Origin of the sequence: Staphylococcus sp. GDX8P114P-2, from assembly GCF_017892945.1 — a bacterium.
GTDB classification, from domain to species: domain Bacteria; phylum Bacillota; class Bacilli; order Staphylococcales; family Staphylococcaceae; genus Staphylococcus; species Staphylococcus arlettae.
In genome coordinates, this window is sequence record NZ_JAESMB010000016.1 from 31,852 (window position 1) to 56,535 (window position 24,684).

General features: G+C 32.3%; 23 protein-coding genes. 21 read left to right on the forward strand and 2 right to left on the reverse strand.

Going from position 1 to position 24,684, the window contains the following annotated elements; translation table 11 throughout:
• Nucleotides 1-3 precede the first annotated feature (3 nt).
• On the forward strand, nucleotides 4-873 hold the full coding sequence (locus tag KA845_RS08815; RefSeq protein ID WP_103387971.1) for a hypothetical protein: 870 nt from the start codon (nucleotides 4-6) through the stop codon (nucleotides 871-873).
• A gap of 99 nt (nucleotides 874-972) precedes the next feature.
• On the opposite strand, the gene KA845_RS08820 is transcribed toward KA845_RS08815, so the two are convergent.
• The gene (locus KA845_RS08820; RefSeq protein ID WP_021458936.1) at nucleotides 973-1,389 is read right to left on the reverse strand and encodes a hypothetical protein; all 417 of its coding nucleotides are present in this window, start codon (nucleotides 1,387-1,389) and stop codon (nucleotides 973-975) included.
• Between the two features lie 683 nt (nucleotides 1,390-2,072).
• On the opposite strand from KA845_RS08820, the gene KA845_RS08825 reads away from it, so the two are divergent.
• The 3 genes from KA845_RS08825 (at nucleotide 2,073) to KA845_RS08835 (ending at nucleotide 4,822) form a co-directional block, all read left to right on the forward strand.
• Complete coding sequence (locus KA845_RS08825) at nucleotides 2,073-2,852, forward strand: helix-turn-helix transcriptional regulator (RefSeq protein WP_172606418.1); 780 nt, start codon at nucleotides 2,073-2,075, stop codon at nucleotides 2,850-2,852.
• A 659-nt stretch (nucleotides 2,853-3,511) separates the two neighbouring features.
• Nucleotides 3,512-3,667, forward strand: a complete 156-nt coding sequence (locus tag KA845_RS08830) for a hypothetical protein (protein ID WP_021458935.1) — start codon at nucleotides 3,512-3,514, stop codon at nucleotides 3,665-3,667.
• A gap of 471 nt (nucleotides 3,668-4,138) precedes the next feature.
• Nucleotides 4,139-4,822, forward strand: coding sequence for a YjjG family noncanonical pyrimidine nucleotidase (locus KA845_RS08835; protein WP_002510902.1), 684 nt, complete (start codon nucleotides 4,139-4,141; stop codon nucleotides 4,820-4,822).
• Between the two features lie 39 nt (nucleotides 4,823-4,861).
• On the opposite strand, the gene KA845_RS08840 is transcribed toward KA845_RS08835, so the two are convergent.
• Complete coding sequence (locus KA845_RS08840; protein ID WP_021458934.1) at nucleotides 4,862-5,302, reverse strand: N-acetyltransferase; 441 nt, start codon at nucleotides 5,300-5,302, stop codon at nucleotides 4,862-4,864.
• 248 nt (nucleotides 5,303-5,550) lie between these two features.
• On the opposite strand from KA845_RS08840, the gene bshC reads away from it, so the two are divergent.
• The 17 genes from bshC to ileS all read left to right on the forward strand — a co-directional run bounded on the left by bshC (nucleotide 5,551) and on the right by ileS (nucleotide 24,550).
• The gene (gene bshC / locus KA845_RS08845) at nucleotides 5,551-7,164 is read left to right on the forward strand and encodes a bacillithiol biosynthesis cysteine-adding enzyme BshC (RefSeq protein WP_210127978.1); all 1,614 of its coding nucleotides are present in this window, start codon (nucleotides 5,551-5,553) and stop codon (nucleotides 7,162-7,164) included.
• Nucleotides 7,165-7,313: 149 nt separating this feature from the next.
• A complete protein-coding gene (mraZ, locus tag KA845_RS08850) occupies nucleotides 7,314-7,745 on the forward strand; it encodes a division/cell wall cluster transcriptional repressor MraZ (RefSeq protein WP_002510905.1) in 432 nt (143 codons plus the stop codon).
• A gap of 14 nt (nucleotides 7,746-7,759) precedes the next feature.
• A complete protein-coding gene (gene rsmH / locus KA845_RS08855) occupies nucleotides 7,760-8,695 on the forward strand; it encodes a 16S rRNA (cytosine(1402)-N(4))-methyltransferase RsmH (protein WP_021458932.1) in 936 nt (311 codons plus the stop codon).
• A 14-nt stretch (nucleotides 8,696-8,709) separates the two neighbouring features.
• On the forward strand, nucleotides 8,710-9,108 hold the full coding sequence (ftsL, locus tag KA845_RS08860) for a cell division protein FtsL (RefSeq protein WP_021458931.1): 399 nt from the start codon (nucleotides 8,710-8,712) through the stop codon (nucleotides 9,106-9,108).
• Nucleotides 9,089-11,287: a penicillin-binding protein gene (locus KA845_RS08865; protein ID WP_052032782.1), complete on the forward strand. Its 2,199-nt coding sequence runs from the start codon at nucleotides 9,089-9,091 to the stop codon at nucleotides 11,285-11,287. Before ftsL ends, KA845_RS08865 begins: the two co-directional genes overlap by 20 nt.
• A 192-nt stretch (nucleotides 11,288-11,479) precedes the next feature.
• Complete coding sequence (gene mraY / locus KA845_RS08870; protein WP_002510909.1) at nucleotides 11,480-12,445, forward strand: phospho-N-acetylmuramoyl-pentapeptide-transferase; 966 nt, start codon at nucleotides 11,480-11,482, stop codon at nucleotides 12,443-12,445.
• Nucleotide 12,446: 1 nt separating this feature from the next.
• Nucleotides 12,447-13,796 carry a UDP-N-acetylmuramoyl-L-alanine--D-glutamate ligase gene (gene murD, locus KA845_RS08875; protein WP_021458929.1) on the forward strand — a complete coding sequence of 450 codons (1,350 nt, stop codon included), beginning with the start codon at nucleotides 12,447-12,449 and terminating at the stop codon, nucleotides 13,794-13,796.
• Nucleotides 13,797-13,811: 15 nt separating this feature from the next.
• Nucleotides 13,812-14,690 carry a cell division protein FtsQ/DivIB gene (locus KA845_RS08880; protein WP_021458928.1) on the forward strand — a complete coding sequence of 293 codons (879 nt, stop codon included), beginning with the start codon at nucleotides 13,812-13,814 and terminating at the stop codon, nucleotides 14,688-14,690.
• Between the two features lie 111 nt (nucleotides 14,691-14,801).
• Nucleotides 14,802-16,226: a cell division protein FtsA gene (gene ftsA, locus KA845_RS08885; protein WP_002510911.1), complete on the forward strand. Its 1,425-nt coding sequence runs from the start codon at nucleotides 14,802-14,804 to the stop codon at nucleotides 16,224-16,226.
• Nucleotides 16,227-16,255: 29 nt separating this feature from the next.
• The gene (ftsZ, locus tag KA845_RS08890) at nucleotides 16,256-17,431 is read left to right on the forward strand and encodes a cell division protein FtsZ (RefSeq protein ID WP_002510912.1); all 1,176 of its coding nucleotides are present in this window, start codon (nucleotides 16,256-16,258) and stop codon (nucleotides 17,429-17,431) included.
• Between the two features lie 171 nt (nucleotides 17,432-17,602).
• Nucleotides 17,603-18,391 carry a peptidoglycan editing factor PgeF gene (gene pgeF, locus KA845_RS08895; RefSeq protein WP_210127980.1) on the forward strand — a complete coding sequence of 263 codons (789 nt, stop codon included), beginning with the start codon at nucleotides 17,603-17,605 and terminating at the stop codon, nucleotides 18,389-18,391.
• An 18-nt stretch (nucleotides 18,392-18,409) separates the two neighbouring features.
• A complete protein-coding gene (locus tag KA845_RS08900; RefSeq protein ID WP_021458926.1) occupies nucleotides 18,410-19,084 on the forward strand; it encodes a YggS family pyridoxal phosphate-dependent enzyme in 675 nt (224 codons plus the stop codon).
• 5 nt (nucleotides 19,085-19,089) lie between these two features.
• Complete coding sequence (locus KA845_RS08905; RefSeq protein WP_021458925.1) at nucleotides 19,090-19,692, forward strand: cell division protein SepF; 603 nt, start codon at nucleotides 19,090-19,092, stop codon at nucleotides 19,690-19,692.
• Between the two features lie 13 nt (nucleotides 19,693-19,705).
• The gene (locus KA845_RS08910) at nucleotides 19,706-19,996 is read left to right on the forward strand and encodes a YggT family protein (protein ID WP_002510916.1); all 291 of its coding nucleotides are present in this window, start codon (nucleotides 19,706-19,708) and stop codon (nucleotides 19,994-19,996) included.
• A gap of 144 nt (nucleotides 19,997-20,140) precedes the next feature.
• A complete protein-coding gene (locus KA845_RS08915; protein ID WP_021458924.1) occupies nucleotides 20,141-20,863 on the forward strand; it encodes a YlmH family RNA-binding protein in 723 nt (240 codons plus the stop codon).
• A gap of 104 nt (nucleotides 20,864-20,967) precedes the next feature.
• Complete coding sequence (locus tag KA845_RS08920; RefSeq protein ID WP_002510918.1) at nucleotides 20,968-21,561, forward strand: DivIVA domain-containing protein; 594 nt, start codon at nucleotides 20,968-20,970, stop codon at nucleotides 21,559-21,561.
• A 238-nt stretch (nucleotides 21,562-21,799) separates the two neighbouring features.
• Complete coding sequence (gene ileS / locus KA845_RS08925) at nucleotides 21,800-24,550, forward strand: isoleucine--tRNA ligase (RefSeq protein WP_210127982.1); 2,751 nt, start codon at nucleotides 21,800-21,802, stop codon at nucleotides 24,548-24,550.
• Nucleotides 24,551-24,684 lie beyond the last annotated feature (134 nt).

Sequence of the window (24,684 nt, forward strand, 5' to 3'; positions counted from 1 at the left end):
TGTATGATTAAAACAAAGTTTAAATTGGAAAAAAACAAACGACGTTTTATTCAGCCGATAAAACAATTTATTGATTGGATAGAAGTATATCGAGAATTTAATCAAAATATACATATAATAATTCACGATTATCCCATATTGTCCTACGGTTATGTGAACGATTGCCAAATAGATATGTATCATAAAACAATTTACTATTCCCTATATGATATAGAAAATGATATGAAAAAGAATTATAGTAAGAAATTTAACATAGACATTATAACTAATGTCATGATTGAAGTGTTTGAAGATTTAAGTTTACAGTTAAGTAAATTTTACATTATTAATCAAGAGAACATGACTATACATGACTTCATAGTTAATTATGAGAAGTTTGAAAAGCAAATGTACCATGAACAAAGATGTATGGTTTATCAATTTGCCTGTATGAATACTAAATATAGTAAACATCTAAAAAGTGGTTTAAAGATAACATATGATAATGCTATACCTTATAAATTACAACATGCTATAGAGTTGTTTGAAGGTTTTATAACAGAACATATGAAATTCCCAATTAAAACTAAAGTAAAAATGACTTATGAGAATTTAATTGATTGCGATGGTTATTTTAAGTATCCAAACAATTTATTTAAGTACCCCAAAATTAAAATATCTTTAAATGATTTTGAGTGTATAGAAAATGAGTTAGGTTCATTCGATGCTGTTTTGAATATCTTAAGAATTTTAGCACATGAATTAGGTCATTATCATGCTTTTGTTAATGGGGTTTGGAATTATGATCAACACAAGCGAGAAATCGACGCATACAATTTTGAAAATTTAATAATACAAAAATTTATAGATGAAGTCTATTATAATTACTATTAATAGCAATTAACGTTATTAGAATATAAGTATAATAGATATTTATGTCTTTGAGGGGATTAAAAGTAATGAAATATGTTGTTAGGTAAAGTTGTACCTTTCCTATTGTAAATAGGATTTAATTTCATTTATGAATGCTATAAATGTATTTTTATCTACTTCTAAGCGTATAGACGGACCTGAATCACTTGGACTGTTTGAGTAATTCAATCCAGAATCAAAATTTAAATAAAAGATTATATCAGTTGTAATACTTTCAAAAACGGTAAAAGATATGTTTAGCTCGTAAAATGCATATTCTATTTTGTCCAACTTGTCAGTGAGGTTATTAATTTGATCAATTTCGGGAGAAAATAACACAAATTCATCATTAATTGTATTATCTTCATAAGTAACTGTTAAAGCAAAAATAATCGTTCTCAAATCATCTTCTACATAAGTATTTTTATGTTTTAAACTTATTGAAATATTACTGCATTTATAATTATTATCCTTAAGAACAATAGTATTTTTAGACATGAATTATCCTTCTTTCTCCACATTTTGTAATTTTCATCTTAGTCACAATATAGTAAAGGGGATAACAATCCCATTATGAATAGGCAACTTGATAAGATTAATAATTAAAAAAACAGCACCAACTCTAAAGAGTAAATGCTGTTTATTCTTAAACTTGAGATTGGCAATAATACTAAATGTTTGTCGATAGGATATATCGACTAAATACAGTGTAGCAAATAAAAGTGAAAAGAGCGTAATAGTCATTACAATAGTAAAAAAAGGGACACTATAAGTAATATGGAGAGTAGTTTGTGTAACAAGATTTAGTCATTTGATTCAGCATCATCCACTGATGAAATGAGCTTTTACTGTTCAATTTAAAAATTTTACTTTTAAATTGAATGCTATTTACGTATTTATAAAGAGAAGCTTATTATATGAATAGTCTTAAAAACTATAATTTAAAAAAAGATACATAAATAACAATGTTTGGACGAAGTATTAACTTTTAATATAGATGGCATAATGAGCTACACACTTGAATAAAATAATTTACGTTTTGTATTTATCATCGTATGACGTGATTTTATAAATACTAAGTAATGTGAGATTAATAAAGAAATAAGCATGTTTAGTAATAATTAGTAAATATGAAGAGGAGTGGTTTTATAGATTACCGTTATAATATACATACTAATTGTATGGAAGTATTTGGAAACAGTGATGAAGTTAAAATTTGTTTCGTCGCTGCGGGTACTATTGCAATTAAAAAGGATATGAATTCAATTCAATATATGCAGGGTGAAATCTTTGTACTTACACCTTATGATCAATTACCACTCATTAAATTTACTGGTGTGTTAATAGAATTAAGTATGAACGTGCTTATTTTCAATAGGTTTGCTTTTTATAACATAGAGCATGAAAAGAGTGTTTACTCAGAAAGACATGATTTTTTGAAGCGGCATTTTTTAGAAGTTATATCACAAATTAAAAAACAACAGTGGTTCGATGCTGATGTTAGTGTTATAAAACTTATAAATTATGTGCGTATGTATAATTATTATAATCCAGACGATATTAAGGTTCTGAGTCCTGTAATCAAACAAGTATTGGATTATATTAACGTTAATTATCAGCAAGGTTTAACACTAAACGATTTAGCACAGCAATTTTATGTAAATCCAAGTTATCTGTCGCGACTATTTTCAAAAGAGATGAATATTACTATGGGAAACTATATCAAGAAATTTAAAATATATAAAATAGCGTTGGAGATGTTAATAACTCAAACTACTGAAGGCTTCTATGAAAAGTACGGATATAAAAATTATTCAACGTATAATAAGAATTTTAAAAGTGTATTTGGTGTGCCACCTGAGCAGTTTTTACAAGATAGGAAAAAGTTGAAGGTAAATGACAATAGGTACAAAAACTTTACTGAATTGAAAAATTTTTGTGATGGTATAGAAACTGCATAAATGAATAGCAAAATAGTTCTAGTGTAAATTACACTTACTAAGAAAATATAAAATCAATATGATAAGTAAAATATGTAATTTGCATAAAAAGTAGCGCGCTTTCTGAACTATCATAGTGAAGTGAAGTATGAAACATTCATGATGATATTTTAATTAACGTAATTTAATTGTATGAAAATTTAGATTTATAACAAAAGCACATGGATTTTTGTTAGTTATAGTAGAAAAATAAATTAACTAAAGTAAATTTATAACCTTTGTACATGCGATTATGTAGCTAATCAACTCCATTTTGTGAATAATGTAATAAAATGTGTATATCTATGTAAGTATATAGTCTTATTATTTATATTACTATTTCTTTTCAATGAAATTAATGATATATTACAAATATGTTACAAGTTATTGTGCAAACTTGTAACTAAAAAGTTCTCTACATCTAGTTATGCTCAAACTAAGATGTAATTTAAATTACTTCATGTTAATGAACAAAGACATTCATTTGTAAAGGCAATCGGTTGCGATTGCCTTATTTTAATAATCTTTATAAAAATTATACATTTTTTAATTGTGCAGTAATCGTATTGTAAATTGAATATGCTATTATCTGTGGAGTAACAATTAAAGTTAGAAAAATAAGCTTGTCTGGAGAGATGACATTGAAGGATAAATTACAAAAAAGTTTAAATAAATATGTTGAAAATGGCAAACTTGAACAAGGTTTGCATAAAGTTAATGACCAAGTAAGAAAAAGAAAAGGTAAGGATTTTTCTAAATATATTGATAAAATAATGAAGAAATTACAACACAAATAATTGTTGCTAAGTATAATTAATGGATTAACGGTAAAGAAAAATTGTGATGGGTTAGGGTATGTACCTTAACCTTAGACTGTCGACAAAGTTTCTGACTTTTGTAGGCAGTTTTTTTATGCACGCTTTCCTCGGGCACTGCCTCAGCCTGTAGTCTTCGGCGGGTGCTATTACCGCAGGAGTCGGCATAAATCACTGCTAATATTACCCAAAATATTATAATATATAAATTAAACAGTAGTGATGTTTATTCTGTTAATTAATTGGTAAAAGATAGCAATATGAAATGATTTTTGATTATGAATTAGTTACTAACAATCATTTGTTGCGCTATGTTGATGCGATATTAGTTTTAAATTTTGCATATAGGCTTGTCGAAGACAATATTATGCTAGGGTATACACCTTAGTCTTTTTCTATATTCGATAAATTGTTAAACTAATCTTATAGGTAGCATAGATTGGAGATTAAGATATGACTAGAAAAACGGTACTTCTAGATTTTGATGACACATTGGTTAATTTTAACGACGCCGAAGAATTTGCTTTTTATGCTTTGGCAGAAAATTATCAATTAACATTAAATGAACAAGATTTAATAACATTCAAAGAGATTAACCAAGCGCATTGGGAAGCATTCCAAAATGAACGTTTAACTAAGGAAGAGGTATTGAGTAAGCGATTTGAAGCTTATTTTGCATTACATAAAATGAATGTCAATGGTGCTCATGCCGATCAAGTTTTTCGAGACGCTTTAGCAAATGCGCCTTTAAGTTATTTTGAACATACTTTAACTACATTACGTCAATTAAGCAAAGTGCATGATTTGTATATTGTTACAAATGGCGTATTAGAAACCCAAGAAAAGCGTATTGCTAAGTCTTTATTTAAAGATTATTTTAAAGGCGTCTTCGTATCAGAACAGACAGGTTTTCAAAAGCCAATGCCCGAATTTTTTGATTACGTTTTTAATACAATTGGCCATGAAAAACGTAAAAATAGTATCATTATAGGAGATTCTTTAACTTCGGATATTCTCGGTGGGAAAAATGCAGCAATTGCAACCTGTTGGTTTAATCCAAGACAGAATACTAATAATACACAAATACATGCTGATTATACTATTCAATCATTTGATGAATTATTAACTATTATATAGAAAAAGGTTGTGTAGCAAAAAGCCACACAACCTTTTATTTTATGGTTCCCATGTTAAAATGTCATGGTTTTCATTATTTTGTTGCTCTAAATCTTTAAAGCCATGTTTAAGGAAAAATTGCTTAGATTGATTACGAGCAATGACTTTTATAGGCAAATCTTGAGATTTTGCGAAGTCTAATAGATCAGTACCATAACCACGATTTTGGAAGTCTTTTAATACTTCTAATTTCCAAATTACTAAATAATCATCGAAGTTAGGGAAGTGTTCTTCTTCAACTTCTCCTTTTCTATATAAAGCCATCCTTGCACCGAGTCTATCACCGACGTAAACGCCGTAAAATGGAGAGTCGGAACTAGCGTCAATCATTTCTCCACGAAGCTCATCTACAAGATATAAATCTTTATTTCCGAAGTTTCTAAAATCTTCGAATAGTTCATCAGTTTTATAGTTAATATCAAGACGCTTTACTTCAGACATAGCATCTTCCCCCTTTTTAGTATTAACTTTATTATACCTATTTCTATTATATTAGTACAATAAACAATGTTCTAAACGTATATAAATCATTTTGTTTCCGATAGTTTAAAACTGTGGCAGAGATATTATTACAATAATGGATGTATTAGGTTATAGAAAAAATTTAAAATTTGTAAGCCGTTAAATTGTCATTGAAGAATATAAACTTTATACTTATTAGGAATAGAGTAACATAAGGAGAATTACGAATGGATTGTATGACAACGAAATTAAATGATAAAGATCAATTTATAGAAAAAATTAAAAATAGTGATTCTACATTAGCAGCTTTTTATAATTATGATGCTATGAATGAACAAAATTATAAGTTGAAACTAGATCAAGCTACAAATGGTCGAGAAAAAGCTGTAGCTGCAGTTATCAGTAACTACATGGAAGATTTATCACTTAGTGAAGCTCAAGAAAATAATATTGCTCAGTTACAACAGGGGGCTAAAGTTATAATAGGAGGCCAACAAGCGGGTTTGTTTGGAGGTCCGTTATATACATTTCATAAAATTTTTTCTATTATCTCATTAAGTAATTCGCTTTCTTCCAAATATAATCAACAAGTTATCCCAGTGTTCTGGATCGCTGGTGAAGATCATGACTTTGAAGAAGTAAATCATACATTTACGTATAATAATAAGGAAACGAAATTATATAAAACTAAATATCATACAATGGAGCCTCCTGAAACAAGCGTCTCTAATTATTATCCAAACAAATTGCAATTGAAAGATGCATTGAAGCAATTTTTAAAACAACAGCCGGAAACAAATCATACAAAAGAATTAATAGAATTGTGCCACTCAATAATAGAGCGTTATGACAGCTGGACTGATATATTTAAAGCTTTATTACATGAAGTGTTTAAAGCTTATGGATTATTGTTAATTGACGCGCATAATCCTGACTTGCGTCAAATAGAAAAACCATTTATCCAAACAATTATTGAGCAACATGAAACTATTGATCATGCATTTAGAGCCACACAGGGGCAAACAATGGCAGCTGGACTAAATCAAATGATTCAAACGAATACAAATGTACATTTATTTTTAGAAGAAGATAATATGCGCCAATTAATTTCTTATGAAAATGGTGAATTTGTATTAACTAAGTCTGACAAACGTTACTCAAAACATGAGCTCTTACAGCTTGCGGAACAAGAGCCAGAAAGGTTCTCAAATAATGTTGTGACTAGACCGCTAATGGAAGAATGGCTATTTAATACAGTTGCTTTTATAGGAGGGCCAAGTGAAATTAAATATTGGGCAGAGTTACACGGCGTGTTTAACACGTTATCTGTAGATATGCCGATAGTTTTACCTCGTTTAAGAATCAGCTATATTAATGAAAGAATTGAAAAAGTAATCAATAAATATCAACTATCAGTAGATGACATTTTAACAAATGGTGTCCATAATGCTAAAGCATCTTTTATTCGTGAACACGCATCTCAAACTGTAATTGATCAAATTGAAGAAATGAAACAACAACAACAATCATTTTATGAAACAATAAAATCTGAAGTGGCAGGTAATAATGATAATGAGCAATTAGTTGCAAAAAACAATGATATCCATTTAACACAGTATGATTATTTGCTCAAACGTTATTTATTAAACATAGAACGTGAAAATGCAATTAGTATGAAACACTTTAATGAAATAAATGAATCTCTCCACCCAATGGATGGATTACAAGAAAGAATTTGGAATCCACTACAAATAATGAACGAATATGGGATAGATGTGTTCAGTCCCTCCACTTATCCACCACTTCGTTACACTTTTGATCATATTATCTTAAAACCTTGATAACATAAGGATTTAGCCCGATTTATCGTATTGATAAATCGGGCTTTTTTTGTTTGTATAAACAAAATTTTGGTGAAATTTGTATAATTAGTGGAGGATAGTGGGGAGATGTGGTAAATTATATATATGGGAAGGTGAGGTGAGTATAAATGTTCATGGGTGAATACGAACACCAATTAGATACAAAAGGACGTATGATTGTTCCATCTAAATTTCGATATGACCTAAATGAACGTTTTATTATCACCAGAGGCCTTGATAAATGCCTGTTTGGTTACACTTTAGAAGAGTGGCAAGTTATTGAAGAGAAGATGAAATCTTTACCAATGACAAAAAAAGACGCACGTAAATTTATGCGTATGTTCTTTTCAGGTGCTACTGAAGTTGAGTTGGACAAGCAGGGACGTATTAATATCCCACAAAATCTAAGACAATACGCAAATTTAACTAAAGAATGTACAGTGATCGGTGTATCTAACCGCATTGAAATTTGGGATAGAGATACTTGGAATAACTTCTATGACGAGTCAGAAGATAGTTTCGAGGAGATTGCTGAAGATTTAATAGATTTTGATTTTTAAATGGAGGAATTGAATTGTTTCATCATATCAGCGTAATGCTAAAAGAAACCATTGATTATTTGAATATTAAAGAAGATGGTGTGTATGTCGACTGTACGCTTGGTGGAGCAGGTCATGCCCAATATTTACTGAATCAATTAAGTGATAATGGACATTTGATTGCAATAGATCAAGATACTACAGCCATTGAAAATGCGAAAAATGTATTGAAAGAACATTTACACAAAGTGACATTTGTTCATAGTAACTTCCGTGAATTATCTGAAATTTTAAATGAATTAAATATTGAAAAAGTTGATGGCATTTATTATGACTTGGGTGTATCTAGTCCACAATTAGATGTACCTGAAAGAGGTTTTAGTTATCATCATGATGCAAAACTTGATATGCGTATGGATCAGACACAGGAGTTATCAGCGTACGAAGTTGTTAATGAATGGAAGTTTGAAGAGTTAGTAAGAATTTTTCATCGTTATGGCGAAGAAAAATTTGCAAAACAAATCGCCCGACGCATAGAACAAAACAGAGAACTTAAACCTATTGAGACAACGTTAGAATTAGTCGAAAGTATCAAGGAAGGTATTCCAGCAAAAGCACGACGCAAAGGTGGACATCCAGCAAAACGAATTTTTCAAGCTATTAGGATCGCAGTTAATGATGAATTAGCAGCATTTGAAGATTCTTTAGAACAAGCTATAAATTATGTAGAAGTAAACGGTAGAATTTCAGTTATTACCTTCCATTCATTAGAAGATCGTTTGTGTAAACAAATGTTCCAAGAATATGAAAAAGGACCTGAAGTTCCAAGGGGATTACCAGTTATACCTGAAGCATACACGCCTAAATTAAAACGTGTTAACCGTAAGCCCATTACTGCTACTGATGAAGATACAGATAGTAATAATAGAGCGCGTAGTGCCAAGTTACGTGTTGCAGAAATTTTAAAATAAGGAGTGAACCTTGAGTGGCTGTAGAAAAAATTTACGAACCATATAATGAAGCAGAACAACATTCTCCTGAGAGACAACCCTCGACAAAACCACAAACCAAAACGGTAAAGAAGAAAGTTGTAGTACAATTAACGAAGTTTGAAAAAATGTTATACATAGGATTAATAACAATTATTGCTTTGATAAGTATATATATGCTATCTTTAAAAATGGATGCGTATGATACTCGAGGTAAAATTGCAGATTTAGATACAAAAATTGAAAAACAAGCAAGTGAGAACAGCGCAATTGAATCTGAAATTAAAAAGAACTCTTCTTATGAACGCATTTACGACAAGGCTAAAGATGAAGGAATGAGCCTGAAGAACGACAATGTAAAGGTAGTGCGTAATAATGGCGAAGCGAAAAATTAAATTAAAAAAACCCAGAATACCTAAGATACCAATAAAACAAAATAAAATAGGGGCAGTCCTACTCATCCTTGGATTCGGGCTGCTCTTTTTTATGTTAATCTTAAGGTATTCTTATATCATGCTAACCGGACACTCATCTGGTGAGGACTTAATTTTAAAAGCCAACGAAAAATATTTAGTAAACACGCAACAGCAACCCGAAAGAGGTAAAATATATGATCGTAATGGTAAAATTTTAGCTGAAGACGTGGAACGTTACAAATTAGTAGCGGTAGTTGATAAAAAGGCAAGTGAAGGTAGTGACAAGCCTAAACACGTTGTAGATAAAAAGAAAACAGCTAAAAAATTATCAGAAGTGATAGATATATCTGCAAAAGATATCGAAAAAAGACTACAGCAAAAAGGTAGTTTCCAAGTTGAATTTGGACAAAAAGGAACAGATTTAACATATCAAGAAAAAGAAAAAATTGAAAAGATGAATTTGCCAGGTATTACATTGTATCCGGAAACTGAACGCTTTTATCCTAATGGTAACTTCGCATCACATCTTCTTGGCATTGCTCAAAAAGATCCAGATTCAGGAGAGCTAAAAGGTGCGATGGGTGTAGAAAAAATCTTTGATAGTTATTTATCAGGACAAAAAGGTTCATTGTCATATATTCATGATATTTGGGGTTACTTAGCTCCTAATACTAAGAAAGAAAAAATGCCGAAGCGTGGCGATGATGTGCATTTAACCATTGATTCTAATATTCAAGTCTTTGTAGAAGAAGCACTTGATAAAATGGTTGACCATTATGAACCAAAAGATTTATTTGCGGTAGTTATGGATGCTGATACAGGTGAAATCTTAGCATTTAGTCAACGACCAACATTTAATCCTGAAACAGGTAAAAACTTTGGTGAGAAATGGGCAAATGATTTGTATCAAAACACTTATGAACCTGGTTCTACCTTTAAATCATTTGGTTTAGCAGCGGCTATCCAGGAAGGTAAATTCGATCCTAATAAAAAATATGAATCTGGACATAGAGATATAATGGGCTCAAGAATCTCTGACTGGAATAAAGTTGGTTGGGGCGAGATACCAATGTCTCTAGGATTTACTTATTCATCTAATACATTAATGATGCATTTACAAGATTTAGTTGGTGCAGATAAAATGAAATCGTGGTATGAAAAATTTGGATTTGGTGAAAGTACAAACGGTATGTTTGATGGTGAATCGACAGGTGGAATTGCGTGGGAAAATGAAGCGCAACAAAAAACGTCAGCCTTTGGACAATCTACAACTGTAACACCAGTACAAATGTTACAAGCGCAATCTGCTTTTACAAATAAAGGAGAAATGCTGAAACCATGGTTCGTTGATTCGGTAACAAATCCAGTTACAAAAGATACTTACTATAAAGGTAAAAAGCAAACAGCTGGTAAACCAATTACTGAAAAAACAGCAAAACAAGTTCGTAAAGAACTAGATAAAGTTGTTAATAGTGAAAAAAGTAATGCCAAAAATTATCGAATTGATGACTATGAGGTAGCAGGTAAGACAGGTACTGCTCAAGTAGCCGATTCAGATAATGGCGGTTATGTCGAAGGTGAAAATCCTTATTTTGTAAGCTTTATCGGAGATGCGCCGAAAGATGATCCTGAGGTAATTGTTTACGCAGGTATGAGCTTAGCGCAAAAAAATGATCAAGAAGCATATGAAATGGGAGTTAGCAAAGCATTTAACCCAATTATGGAAAACACATTGAAATATTTAAATGTTGATGACAAGAAGACAAAAGACATGTCAGACGTTAAATATAGTAAAGTACCTAATGTCTCAGGAAAAACAGTTCAAAAAGCAGAAGATAGTCTTAATGCTAAGTCATTGAAACCTATCGTTATCGGAGATGGAGAAAAGGTTGAAAAACAATCTGTATCTGCTGATAAAGAAGTCTTGCCTAATAGTAAAGTATTACTATTAACAAACGGCAACATTACGATGCCAGATATGAAAGGTTGGACTAAAGAAGATGTCATTGCTTTTGAACGTTTAGCAAATGTAAAAATAGAAACTAAAGGCAGTGGCTTTGTTAACGAACAATCTGTATCAGAAGGTCAGCAACTTAAGAAAAATGATAAAATTGAAGTGAAATTCGAAGCAGAAAACGTAGATAGTGAAGCAAAATAAATAAAGCGAATTAACACACAGCTTTAAATAAATGAGGTGTAAATAAGAGGTCAAGACAAAGTTTGGTAAGTTTAATATTAGGTGCTTTTTATCCTAATATGTACCTTTGTCTAGCCTCTTTCCTCATGTTATATTGTTTTAGGTGTTAATGAGATATATTACAATTCCATAATATATAAAAAGGAGAATAAGATGGTTTATTTACTCGCAATAATTGCATTTTTAATTACATTTATATTAGTACCAGTTTTAATACCTACCTTAAAAAGGATGAAGTTTGGTCAAAGTATTAGAGAAGAAGGCCCTCAAAGTCACATGAAAAAAACTGGAACACCAACAATGGGTGGCTTAACATTCCTAATTAGTATTATCGTAACTTCTATATTGGCGATTATATTCATGGATAATTCTAATCCGGTCATTTTATTATTATTTGTCACAATTGGTTTTGGATTGATTGGATTTATCGATGATTATATCATTGTTGTTAAAAAGAATAATCAAGGCTTATCGAGTAAACAGAAATTTTTAGCACAGATTGCTATTGCGATTATCTTTTTCATATTAAGCCAAGTATTCCAATTAACTAGTTTTTCTACAGGCATCCATATTCCATTTACAGGCATTGAAGTTCCATTATCACTTGCTTACGTAGTTTTTATTGTCTTTTGGCAAGTTGGTTTTTCAAATGCGGTTAACTTAACAGATGGATTAGATGGATTAGCAACAGGTTTATCAATTATTGGATTTGTAATGTTTGCAATTATGGCGTATTTCCAAGGTGCAAACTCAATTGGGCTATTTTGTATAATTATGATTTTTGCACTACTTGGTTTCTTGCCATTTAACATGAACCCTGCGAAAGTCTTTATGGGCGATACTGGTAGTTTAGCCCTTGGTGGTATTTTCGCTACGATTTCAATTGTATTAAATCAAGAATTATCATTACTATTGATTGGATTTGTATTTGTTGCTGAAACATTGTCAGTAATGATTCAAGTAACATCTTTCAAATTGACAGGCAAACGAATTTTCAAAATGTCACCATTACATCACCATTTTGAATTGGTGGGTTGGAATGAAAAGAAAGTTGTAACAGTATTTTGGACAGTTGGTTTAATCACAGGTTTAATCGGATTATGGATGGGAGTGCACTAAAATGCTAAAATATACAGGTTTAGAAGATAAAGATGTCTTAGTCATTGGTTTAGCAAAAAGTGGTTACGAAGCAGCAAAGTTGCTTAATAAATTGGGTGCACGTGTAGTAGTTAATGACGGCAAAGATTTGACACAAGACTCTCACGCCAAAGATTTAGAAAATATAGGGATTAAGGTAGTTGGTGGAGAACATCCATTAACATTGTTAGATAATGACCCTATCATCGTTAAAAACCCTGGCATACCTTATACTGCACCTATTTTAGAAGCAGCAGTTGCTAAAGGATTAACGATCTTAACAGAAGTTGAATTAAGTTACTTGGTTTCTGAGGCTCCTATTATTGGTGTTACAGGCACAAATGGTAAGACTACTGTGACATCGTTAATAGGTGATATGTTTCAAAAAAGTAGGTTAGTTGGTAGAATTTCTGGGAATATAGGATATGTTGCCTCAAAAGTGGCACAAGAGGTAACTGCACAGGATTATTTAGTTACAGAGCTTTCATCTTTCCAATTGCTAGGAACAGAGCAATATAAGCCTCATATCGCTATAATTACTAATATTTATTCGGCACATCTAGATTATCACGAAACATTAGAAAATTATCAAAATGCCAAAAAACAAATATATAAAAATCAAGATGAAAATGATTACTTAATTTGTAATTATCAACAACGCCATTTGATAGAATCAGAAAATGTTAAAGCACGTACATTCTACTTTTCAACGCAACAAGAAGTTGAAGGTATTTACATCAAAGATGGTTATATCGTGTTCAAAGGATTTAGAATTATCCATACGGATGACTTAGTGTTACCAGGAGAGCACAATTTAGAAAATATTTTAGCAGCTGTACTTGCTGCATTATTGGCTGGTGTACCTGTAAATGCGATTATTGATAGTTTAACAACATTCTCTGGCATTGAGCATAGATTACAATATATTGGCTCAAATAAAACCAACAAGTATTATAATGACTCAAAAGCAACAAATACATTAGCAACTCAATTTGCGCTCAATTCTTTTAAACAACCAATTATTTGGCTATGTGGAGGACTTGACAGAGGCAATGGTTTTGACGAACTTATCCCATATATGAATAATGTTCGCGTAATGGCTACATTTGGTGAAACGCAAGATAAATTTGTGAAACTCGGAGAAAGCCAAGGTAAATATGTAGTGAAAGCTATAGATGTTGAAGACGCAGTCAACAAAATTCAAGATATTATTGAACCTAATGATGTAGTCTTGTTATCACCAGCTTGTGCAAGTTGGGATCAGTATAATACGTTCGAAGAGCGTGGCAACAAATTCATCAATAGTTTCAAAGCACAATTACCGTCTTTTTAAAGGATGTGACGAATATTGGCTGATAAAGTAAAGAAGTTTGACTCAGAATACTTAAAAGAAAAGCGCGAACGACGTCGAAAACAACAAAAACAAATACAATATGTTATATTTGGGATACTGTTGTTTATAATAATAATCATTTTACTTTATATGTTTACACCACTGAGCAAGATTAATAATGTCAAAGTGGTGGGGAATGATAACGTATCGAAAAGTAAGATTGATAAAATGGTCAATGTCACTTCAAAGTCAAGGATGTACACTTTTAGTACGAAAGATGCAGAAAATAAATTAAAACAACATAAGTTAATTAAAGATGCTAAAGTAACAAAACATTTTCCTAACTCAATGACGATTAAGGTGACTGAATATCAAGTAGTGGGGTTGGTTAAAAAGAAAGATAAATATGTACCTATTTTAGAAGATGGTAAAGAACTAAAAAATTACAGTGGCACAAGTACGGATGACGGACCTATATTAGAAGGTTTTGAGAAAGATAAAAAAGAGAAAATTATCAAGGCTTTAGCAGAAATGCCATCTAAAGTTAGAGCGATGATTTCAGAAATCAAATATGATCCTAAATCTAATTTGAAGAATCAAATAAAGTTATTTACTACGGATGATATTCAAATTATAGGAAATATTAATACAATAGGTAATAAAATGAAATATTACCCTCAGATGTCACAATCACTTGAACGTGATGACTCTGGTAATTTGAAAAAGTCTGGATATATTGATTTGTCTGTAGGTGCTTCATTTATACCATATTCACAATCTGATGATTCTGAGTCAGAAAGTGATAAGGATTTAGAAGAAGGTACCGCAAAAGAAGATAAAGCAAAAGACGAATTACAAAGTGCGTTAAATGACATAAATAAGAATTCAGACTAAACTAATTAAAAATTTTGACAAATACATGTGTTTATAGTTCACAAGCTACGCAACGTATTGTAAACTAAACATAGTGTAAAATAGAAAGTAACTGTCAGGAGGTGCCTATCTATGGAGGAACATTATTATGTAAGTATAGATATAGGTTCATCAAGCGTAAAAACAATTGTAGGCGAAAAATTTCACAATGGTATTAATGTGATAGGTACAGGACAAACCTACACAAGCGGTATTAAGAATGGCTTAATTGATGATTTTGACATCGCTAAGCAAGCGATTAAAGATACAATAAAAAAAGCCTCAATTGCTTCTGGTGTAGATATTAAAGAAGTATTTCTAAAATTACCGATTGTCGGTACTGAAGTTTATGATGAAGCTAATGAAATTGAATTTTATGAAGATACTGAATTAACAGGAGAGCACATTGAGTCTGTATTAGAAGGCATTAGAGAAAAAAATGATGTCCCTGAGACAGAAGTGATTACCGCTTTTCCAATTAAATTTGTTGTAGATGGTGATAATGAAGTTTCTGACCCTAAGGAATTAATTGCAAGACATTCACTTAAAGTCGAAGCTGGCGTAATCGCAATCCAACAATCAATTTTAATTAATATGATTAAATGCGTAGAGTCATGTGGAGTCGATGTATTAGATGTTTATTCTGATGCTTATAATTACGGCTCTGTATTATCAGCAACTGAAAAAGAGCTTGGCGCGTGTATAATTGATGTCGGTGAGGATATTACACAGATTGCCTTTTATGAGCGCGGCGAACTTGTTGATGCTGACTCTGTTCAAATGGCAGGAAGAGACATCACAGAAGATATTGCGGAAGCATTTAATACAACTCATGAAACAGCTGAAAAAATCAAACATCAATACGGACATGCTTTTTTTGACTCAGCTTCAGATCAAGATGTATTTAGTGTTGACCAAATCGATAGTGAAGAAGACGTCCAATATACACAAAAAGATTTAGCTGATGTTATCGAAGCACGTATGGAAGATATCTTCTTTAGTGTATTTGATGTTTTACAAGAATTAGGATTAACAAATGTAAATGGTGGTTTCATTGTCACTGGTGGTTCTGCAAACTTACTCGGCGTCAAAGAATTACTACAAGACATGGTAAGTGAAAAAGTTAGAATTCATACACCATCACAAATGGGAATCAGAAAACCTGAATTTTCTTCAGCAATTTCAACTATTTCTAGTAGCATTACTTTCGACGAATTATTAGATTATGTTACAATTAGTAATCATGATAGTGAAGATTTCGAAGAAGAAGTAATCGAGTCTGATAATAGAGAAAGTGCTTCCAAATCAAATGGTTTTGATTGGTTTAAGAAAAAATCAAACAAGCAAGATGATGAACCATCATATGTATCTGATGAACCAAGTACAACGACAACATCAGAATCGTCACATAGTACAACTGAAAATGACGATACATACGAATACGAAAACAAAAATCATGAGCCTGAACAAAAAGAAGAAGGTAAATTTAAAAAATTGATGAAATCTCTATTCGATTAATTGGCCATTAAAACTAGGAGGAAATATAAATGTTAGAATTTGAACAAGGATTTAATCATTTAGCGACAATAAAAGTCATCGGTGTAGGGGGCGGCGGTAATAACGCTGTAAACCGTATGATTGACCATGGAATGAATAACGTTGAATTTATTTCAATTAACACAGACGGACAAGCATTAAACTTATCAAAAGCAGAATCTAAGATTCAAATTGGTGAAAAGTTAACTCGTGGTTTAGGCGCTGGTGCTAACCCTGAAATTGGTAAAAAAGCTGCTGAAGAATCACGCGAACAAATTGAAGACGCGATTCAAGGTGCTGACATGGTATTCGTTACTGCTGGTATGGGTGGCGGTACAGGTACTGGTGCTGCTCCAGTTGTAGCTAAAATTGCTAAAGAAATGGGATCGTTAACAGTAGGTGTTGTAACTCGTCCATTCGGTTTCGAAGGACGTAAACGTCAAACACAAGCTGCAGCAGGTGTTGAATCTATGAAAGCTGCTGTCGATACATTAATCGTAATTCCAAACGACCGTTTATTAGACATCGTTGATAAATCAACACCAATGATGGAAGCCTTTAAAGAAGCAGATAACGTACTACGACAAGGTGTTCAAGGTATTTCTGATCTAATCGCTGTATCAGGTGAAGTAAACCTTGACTTTGCAGACGTTAAAACAATCATGTCTAACCAAGGTTCAGCATTAATGGGTATTGGTGTTTCTTCTGGCGAAAATCGCGCAGTTGAAGCAGCTAAAAAAGCTATTTCTTCACCATTACTTGAAACTTCAATTGTAGGCGCTCAAGGTGTGTTAATGAATATTACTGGTGGCGAATCACTATCATTATTCGAAGCACAAGAAGCAGCTGATATTGTACAAGATGCAGCGGATGAAGATGTGAATATGATTTTCGGTACAGTTATTAATCCTGAATTACAAGATGAAATTGTAGTTACTGTTATTGCTACTGGTTTCGAAGACAAACCATCAGTTCAAGCACGTAAAGCTTCTAATACTGGATTTGGTTCAAGTGCTACTAGCTCAGCAAAAGATGATTCATTTGCTTCTAACTCAGCTCAATCATCACAATCAACACAATCTTCTGAGTCATCAAGTGAAGGTAGAAGTCATACAACAAAAGAAGATGACATCCCAAGCTTCATCAGAAATAGAGAAGAAAGACGTTCTAGAAGAACAAGAAGATAATTAAAGTTATTACTGTGATTATCTGTTAATAATGGTAGGGAATTAGAATCAACTTAACCATTTTATAATGTCATCAGATCCAGAGATCTGGTGACATTTTTCATATAGTTAGACAACTGAATACTATGTATTTAATAAAACATAATGATTAATCATTTGGAGGACTGAAACATGACGGAAAAATTTGAAAAGTATAATCATGTTTTATTGTATAAACCGCAAAATATCGACAATATCACTCTTGGTATTACCACTAGAGAACAAGGAATCAGTCCATACCCTCAAAATGCCTTTAATATGGCCAGATATATTGATGATGATCAAAATAATGTGACGCAACATCAACGACAATTAGCAGAAATTATCAACTATCCACGTGAACAATGGGTCTTTCCAATTCAAACACATGAAAATCGTGTCGCACATATTACACAGTCACAGCGCGGTACTAATATTGATGAATTAACAGATGCATTACATGGTATTGATGCTATGTATTCATATGATTCGGATGTCTTACTGACGATGTGTTATGCTGATTGTGTACCTATTTACTTTTATAGTGCAAAAAACAACTTTATTGCGTTAGCGCATGCTGGTTGGAGAGGTACAGTGAGCGAAATCGTTATTGAAGTAATTAAAAAGATTGATTTTGATTTACAAGAATTATCGATAGTCATTGGGCCTGCTACCTCAAATTCATATGAAATTAATGAAGATATTAAATCAAAATTTGATACTTTAGCTATCCCAAGTGAAGATTATATCGAGTTTAGAGCTGAAGATCGATATGGTATCGATTTGAAACAAGCGAACAAATTATTATTAATGCATGCTGGCGTCCCAGAAGCTAATATTTATATTACTAATTATGCAACTTCTGAAGACTTATCATTGTTTTTCTCGTATAGAGTTGAACAAGGAAAAACTGGTCGGATGTTAGCATTTATTGGACAGTAAATTAAGAGGTGTAATACAGTGAATGTACAACAAAATTATGACACAATAAAAACTGAATTAGATACATCAATAAAGAAAGCAGGAATTTCCACACAACCTAACGTGATTGCTGTTACAAAATATGTTACAATAGACCGTGCTAATGAAGCTTACGATGCAGGCTTAAGACACTTTGGAGAAAACCGTGTTGAAGGTTTTCTAGCGAAACAAAATGCTTTACCTGACGACGCAGTATTTCATTTTATTGGTACACTTCAAACACGAAAAGTAAAAGAAGTTATTAATCAAGTGGATTATTTTCATGCGTTAGATCGTTTGAAATTAGCTAAAGAAATTCAAAAACGAGCAGAGCATAAAGTAAAATGTTTTGTTCAAGTTAATGTCTCCGAGGAAGAATCTAAACAAGGCATAACTATCAATGAAATTAATGATTTTATCGAGGCTATTAAAGAATATGACAATATAGAAGTTGTTGGTTTAATGACAATGGCACCTCTAACAGGTGATGTTGACTACATTAGACAGTTATTTAACACATTAAAAGAGAAACAATCAGAAATTCAAGCGCTCAATTTATCATATGCGCCCTGTACAGAATTATCAATGGGAATGAGTAATGACTATCAACTTGCAGCAGAAGCAGGTGCGTCATTTGTGCGAATTGGGACTAAACTTGTAGGAAAAGAGGAGTGAGCCCGATGGCTTTAAAGGACTTATTTAACGGATTTTTCGTAGTTGAAGAAGAGGATGAAGAATTAGAGGCGCCACCAGTAGAAGAAAACGAGAATCAACGACAACAAAAGCAAGCACAGGCTCAGACTAACTTTAATGAACAAGCACAACAACCTAAATATGACAATACAGAAAGCGCACGTGCAATTCAATCAGTGCCTAAAAAACAATCTTCAAGACAGCAAAATGGGTCAAATGAACGTAAATATCAAGTGAACCACAATTCACCGAAAAACAATACAAGGAATGTTGTTAATATGAATCAAGACCAAGGTAATCACAATTATTTACAAGAAAGTTCAAAAATGTGTTTATTTGAGCCACGTGTTTTTTCAGACACTCAAGATATAGCTGATGAACTTAAAAATCGCCGAGCTACTCTTGTGAATTTACAACGTATTGATAAGGTGTCTGCAAAACGTATCATCGATTTCTTAAGTGGTACGGTATATGCAATTGGTGGAGACATTCAACGTGTCGGCTCAGACATCTTTTTATGTACACCAGATAATGTAGAAGTAGCTGGTAGTATTACGGACCATATTGAAAATATGGAACAAGGTGAATAGAGGTTAGAAAATTATGGATATTGGACTTTTAGCTACTATTTTTAATTTTATATTAATCGTAGTACAAATATATTATTACGGAATGATTGTCTATTTCTTTATGTCATGGATTCCTAATGCTAGAGAAAATAAATTTGGCCAATTTTTATCAAAAATATACGAACCATTTTTAGAGCCTTTTAGGAAAATCATCCCACCAATCGGTTTTATTGATATTTCATCAATTGTAGCTATTATAGCACTTGTACTATTTCAAAGAGGTTTAGCCAATATATTTAACTTAATCATTAGTAATTTGGCTTAACGTTCAAACGAAGTACATATTAGATATTTAGTAATGTTAAAGCACCTGTCGTTTAAGACGTTAGGTGCTTTATATCGTTGTTAGGGGTGAACTAAAATAGATATTTATCAACATTTTCGACAAGAGGAACGGGCAATTATCGATATGTTACTCGATAAATGCCAACAAGCAAACGAACAATATGCGCCTGTATTAACACATTTCTTAGATCCGAGAGGGCAGTATATTTTAAAAGTCATCGTGGGAAGCTTTGAAGATTTAGATGTTCATTTTTATGGTGGCAATCAAGCAGAAAGACAACGTGCCATTATTGCACCTACTTATTTTGAACCTAATGCAGACGATTTTGATATTGTGCTAATCGAGATTGACTACCCGCAAAAGTTTGTAACGTTACAACATCAACACATCTTAGGCACTATAATGTCATTGGGAATAGAACGTGAACAATTAGGTGATATCATTGTCAATGAGCGTATACAGTTTGTTTTGACAAAACAACTAGAATCTTATATTATATTAGAACTTACGCGTATCAAAGGTGCTACAGTAAAACTTAATACTATTCCACTGACAAATATGATACAATCTAATGAGCAATGGAAATATTTTGAAACAACGGTGAGTGGTTTACGATTGGATGTCGTACTTAAAGAAATGATTCGTAAATCTAGAACTATAGCCAAACAACTTATTGATAAGAAGAGAGTCAAAGTGAATCATACTATAATTGATGCTAGTGATTTTCAATTAGCACAAGAAGATTTACTATCAATTCAAGGATATGGCAGAGCGGTCGTTGTCGAAATCGGCGGCAAAACAAAAAAAGATAAAGTACGCATCAGTTACAAAACTCTTTTTAAATAATGTATAATAAAAGTGTCTTAAAAACACAATAAAATATTGAAAGAAATGGTAGACACATATTTTTGAATTAACTAAAATAGTGTAGTATAGAAGGAGGATATCCCATGCCTTTTACACCAAATGAAATTAAAAATAAAACATTTACACGTGTGAAAAATGGTTTAGAACCTACTGAAGTTGAAAGTTATTTAGAACAATTAAGTAATGAAATAGAACGATTAAAAGAAGATAAACAACAATTAGAAAAAGTCATCGATGATAAAGAAACTAATATTAATTCTTATAAAGAAGTACATCAATCTGTAAGTGACGCTTTAGTGCAAGCACAACATGCTGGTGAAGAAACAAAAGCAGCAGCTACGAAAGAAGCAGAAGCAACAATATCAAAAGCACAAGGACAAGCAAATCAAATTGTTAATGATGCTATTGAAAAGGCACGTCGTTTGTCATTCCAAACAGAAGATATGAAGAGACAATCTAAAATATTTAGATCTCGTTTCCGTATGCTAGTTGAAGCGCAATTGGATTTATTAAAAAATGAAGATTGGGACTATTTATTAAACTACGATTTGGATTCAGAACAAGTTACAGAAGAAAATATTAACCATTTGCATGATAATGATTTAACAGAAGCTGAAAAAGCTCAAAAAGCGGCACAAGATAATAATAATCAATCATCAGATAGTGAATCTAAATAATTACAAATACTATATAGACGCGTAAATAACCATACGTATATCACAGCGAATTAGGGATAGTGTGAGCCTAATATATACCGGTTGTTTATATCACTATATGGCACAGTTTCATAATTATAACGAGAGAACTCTAAGTTGAGTTAATCAGGGTGGTAACGCGGTTAAATCGTCCCTGTTAATTGAACTTAGAGTTCTTTTTTAGTTCTAAAATTTAAAGTGAATATGAGGAGTGAAGAAAATGGATTATAAAGAAACATTATTGATGCCTAAAACGGCTTTTCCAATGCGTGGCGGTTTGCCGAATAAAGAGCCGAAAATTCAAGAGCAATGGGATCAACAAAATATATACCAAAAAGCATTACAACAAAATGAAGGAAATCCTTCATATATTCTACATGATGGACCACCGTACGCTAATGGTAGCTTGCATATGGGCCATGCATTAAATAAAATTTTAAAGGATATCATTACTAGATATAAAACAATGCAAGGTTTCTATACACCATATGTGCCAGGATGGGATACTCATGGTTTACCTATTGAACAAGCACTTGCGAAAAAAGGTGTTAAACGTAAAGAAATGTCTATTTCTGACTTCAGAAAAAAATGTGAAGCATTCGCATTAGAACAAATTGAATTACAGAAAAAAGACTTTAAACGTCTTGGTGTTAAAGGTGACTTTAATAATCCATATATTACTTTAAAACCAGAATATGAAGCTGCTCAGTTACGTTTATTCGGTGAAATGGCAGATAAAGGACTAATTTATAAAGGTAAAAAACCTGTTTATTGGTCACCTTCAAGTGAGTCATCATTAGCAGAAGCCGAAATTGAATATCATGATAAACGTTCAGCTTCTATATATGTAGCGTTTGATGTGAAAGGTGGTAAAGGCATTGTAGATAATGATGCAAAATTTATTATTTGGACAACTACACCATGGACATTGCCTTCAAATGTTGCAATTACAGTGCATCCTGATTTAACTTATGCTCAATATAAAGTTAATGGTGAGAAGTACATTGTTGGGAAAGATTTAATCTCAGACGTTGTGAACCAACTTGAGTGGGATGAAAATGAGATTGAGTTAGAAAAAGAGTTTAGAGGTTCTGAATTAGAATATGTTGAAGCACAACATCCATTTATGGATCGCACTTCTGTAGTAATTAATGGTACGCATGTTACAACAGATGCTGGTACAGGATGTGTTCATACAGCACCTGGTCACGGTGAAGATGACTATATTGTCGGACAAAAATATAATCTACCTGTTATTAGCCCAGTTAATGATAAAGGTGTTTTCACTGAAGAAGCTGGACAATTTGAAGGCTTATTTTATGATAAAGCTAACAAAGAAATTACAGATCTATTGAAAGAGAAGCATGCATTATTAAAATTAGAATTTATCACTCATAGTTATCCACATGACTGGCGTACGAAGAAACCAGTTATTTTCCGTGCTACGCCTCAGTGGTTTGCATCTATTGATAAAGTGCGCTCAGACATTTTGGCAGCTGTTGAAGATACACACTTCAAAGTTGATTGGGGTAAAACAAGAATTTACAATATGATTCGTGATCGTGGTGAATGGGTAATCTCACGTCAACGTGTTTGGGGTGTACCATTACCTGTATTTTATGCAGAAAATGGCGAACCTGTAATCACAACACAGACAGTTAATCATGTGGCTGATTTAGTAGAACAATATGGTTCAAATGTATGGTTTGAGCGTGAAGCTAAAGATTTACTTCCAGAAGGTTTTACACATGAAGGTAGCCCTAATGGCACATTTACTAAAGAAACGGATATTATGGATGTGTGGTTTGATTCTGGTTCTTCACATCGTGGCGTATTAGAAGCTAGACCAGAACTATCATTCCCGGCAGATTTATATCTTGAAGGTAGTGACCAATATCGTGGTTGGTTTAATTCATCAATCACTACAGCAGTTGCTACAAGAGCACAATCACCATACAAAATGTTGCTATCCCATGGATTCGTTATGGATGGTGAAGGTAAAAAAATGAGTAAATCATTAGGAAATACGATAGTGCCAGATCAAATTGTAAAACAAAAAGGCGCGGATATTGCTCGTTTATGGGTAAGTAGTGTTGATTACTTGGCAGACGTTCGTATTTCTGATGAAATTTTAAAACAAACTTCTGACGTTTATCGTAAAATTAGAAATACGCTAAGATTTATGTTAGGTAATGTGAATGATTTTAATCCTGAAACGGATGCATTACCAGAAACAGAATTATTAGAAATTGATCAGTATTTACTCAACCGTTTACGTGAATTTACAGCTAGTACAATTGAGCATTATGACAACTTTGATTATCTAGATATCTATCAAGAAGTACAAAACTTTATCAACGTTGAACTAAGTAACTTCTATTTAGATTATGGTAAAGATATTTTATATATTGAAGCTCAAGATGCACATAAACGTCGTAGTATGCAAACAGTGCTATATCAAATTATTGTCGACATGACGAAATTGTTAGCACCAATTTTAGCGCATACAGCTGAAGAAGTATGGTCACATATTCCTCACGTTAAAGAAGAAAGCGTACATTTAACGCGTATGCCTGAAGTAGTAGAAGTAAACCAGGAAATATTAGAAAAATGGAATACTTTTATGAAATTACGCGATGATGTGAACCGTGCGTTAGAAGTGGCACGAAATGACAAAGTTATTGGTAAATCGTTAGAGGCTAAAGTTATTATTGGTAATAATGCCCAATTTGATGTGACTTCATTCCTAAATCAATTTACGGATCTTGAACAATTGTTTATTACTTCTCAAGCAGAAGTAGTAGACCAAGTTGACAACGGTACATCATACCCTTACGGTGATATTCGCATCGAACATGCTGAAGGTGAAAAATGTGAACGTTGTTGGAATTATAGTACAGAATTAGGTAACGTAGGAAAATTAGAAAATCTCTGTCCACGTTGTCAAGAAGTTGTGAAAACTTTAATTTAAAACTGTACAAACTAAAAATGAATGACTGATAAATAGCTTATGTAACATATATAACGACGAAAGTGATTGTTTAGGTGCACAATAGGTTGATATTTTGCACTGTGAACAATGCAATCAATGTTAATGGGGACGCG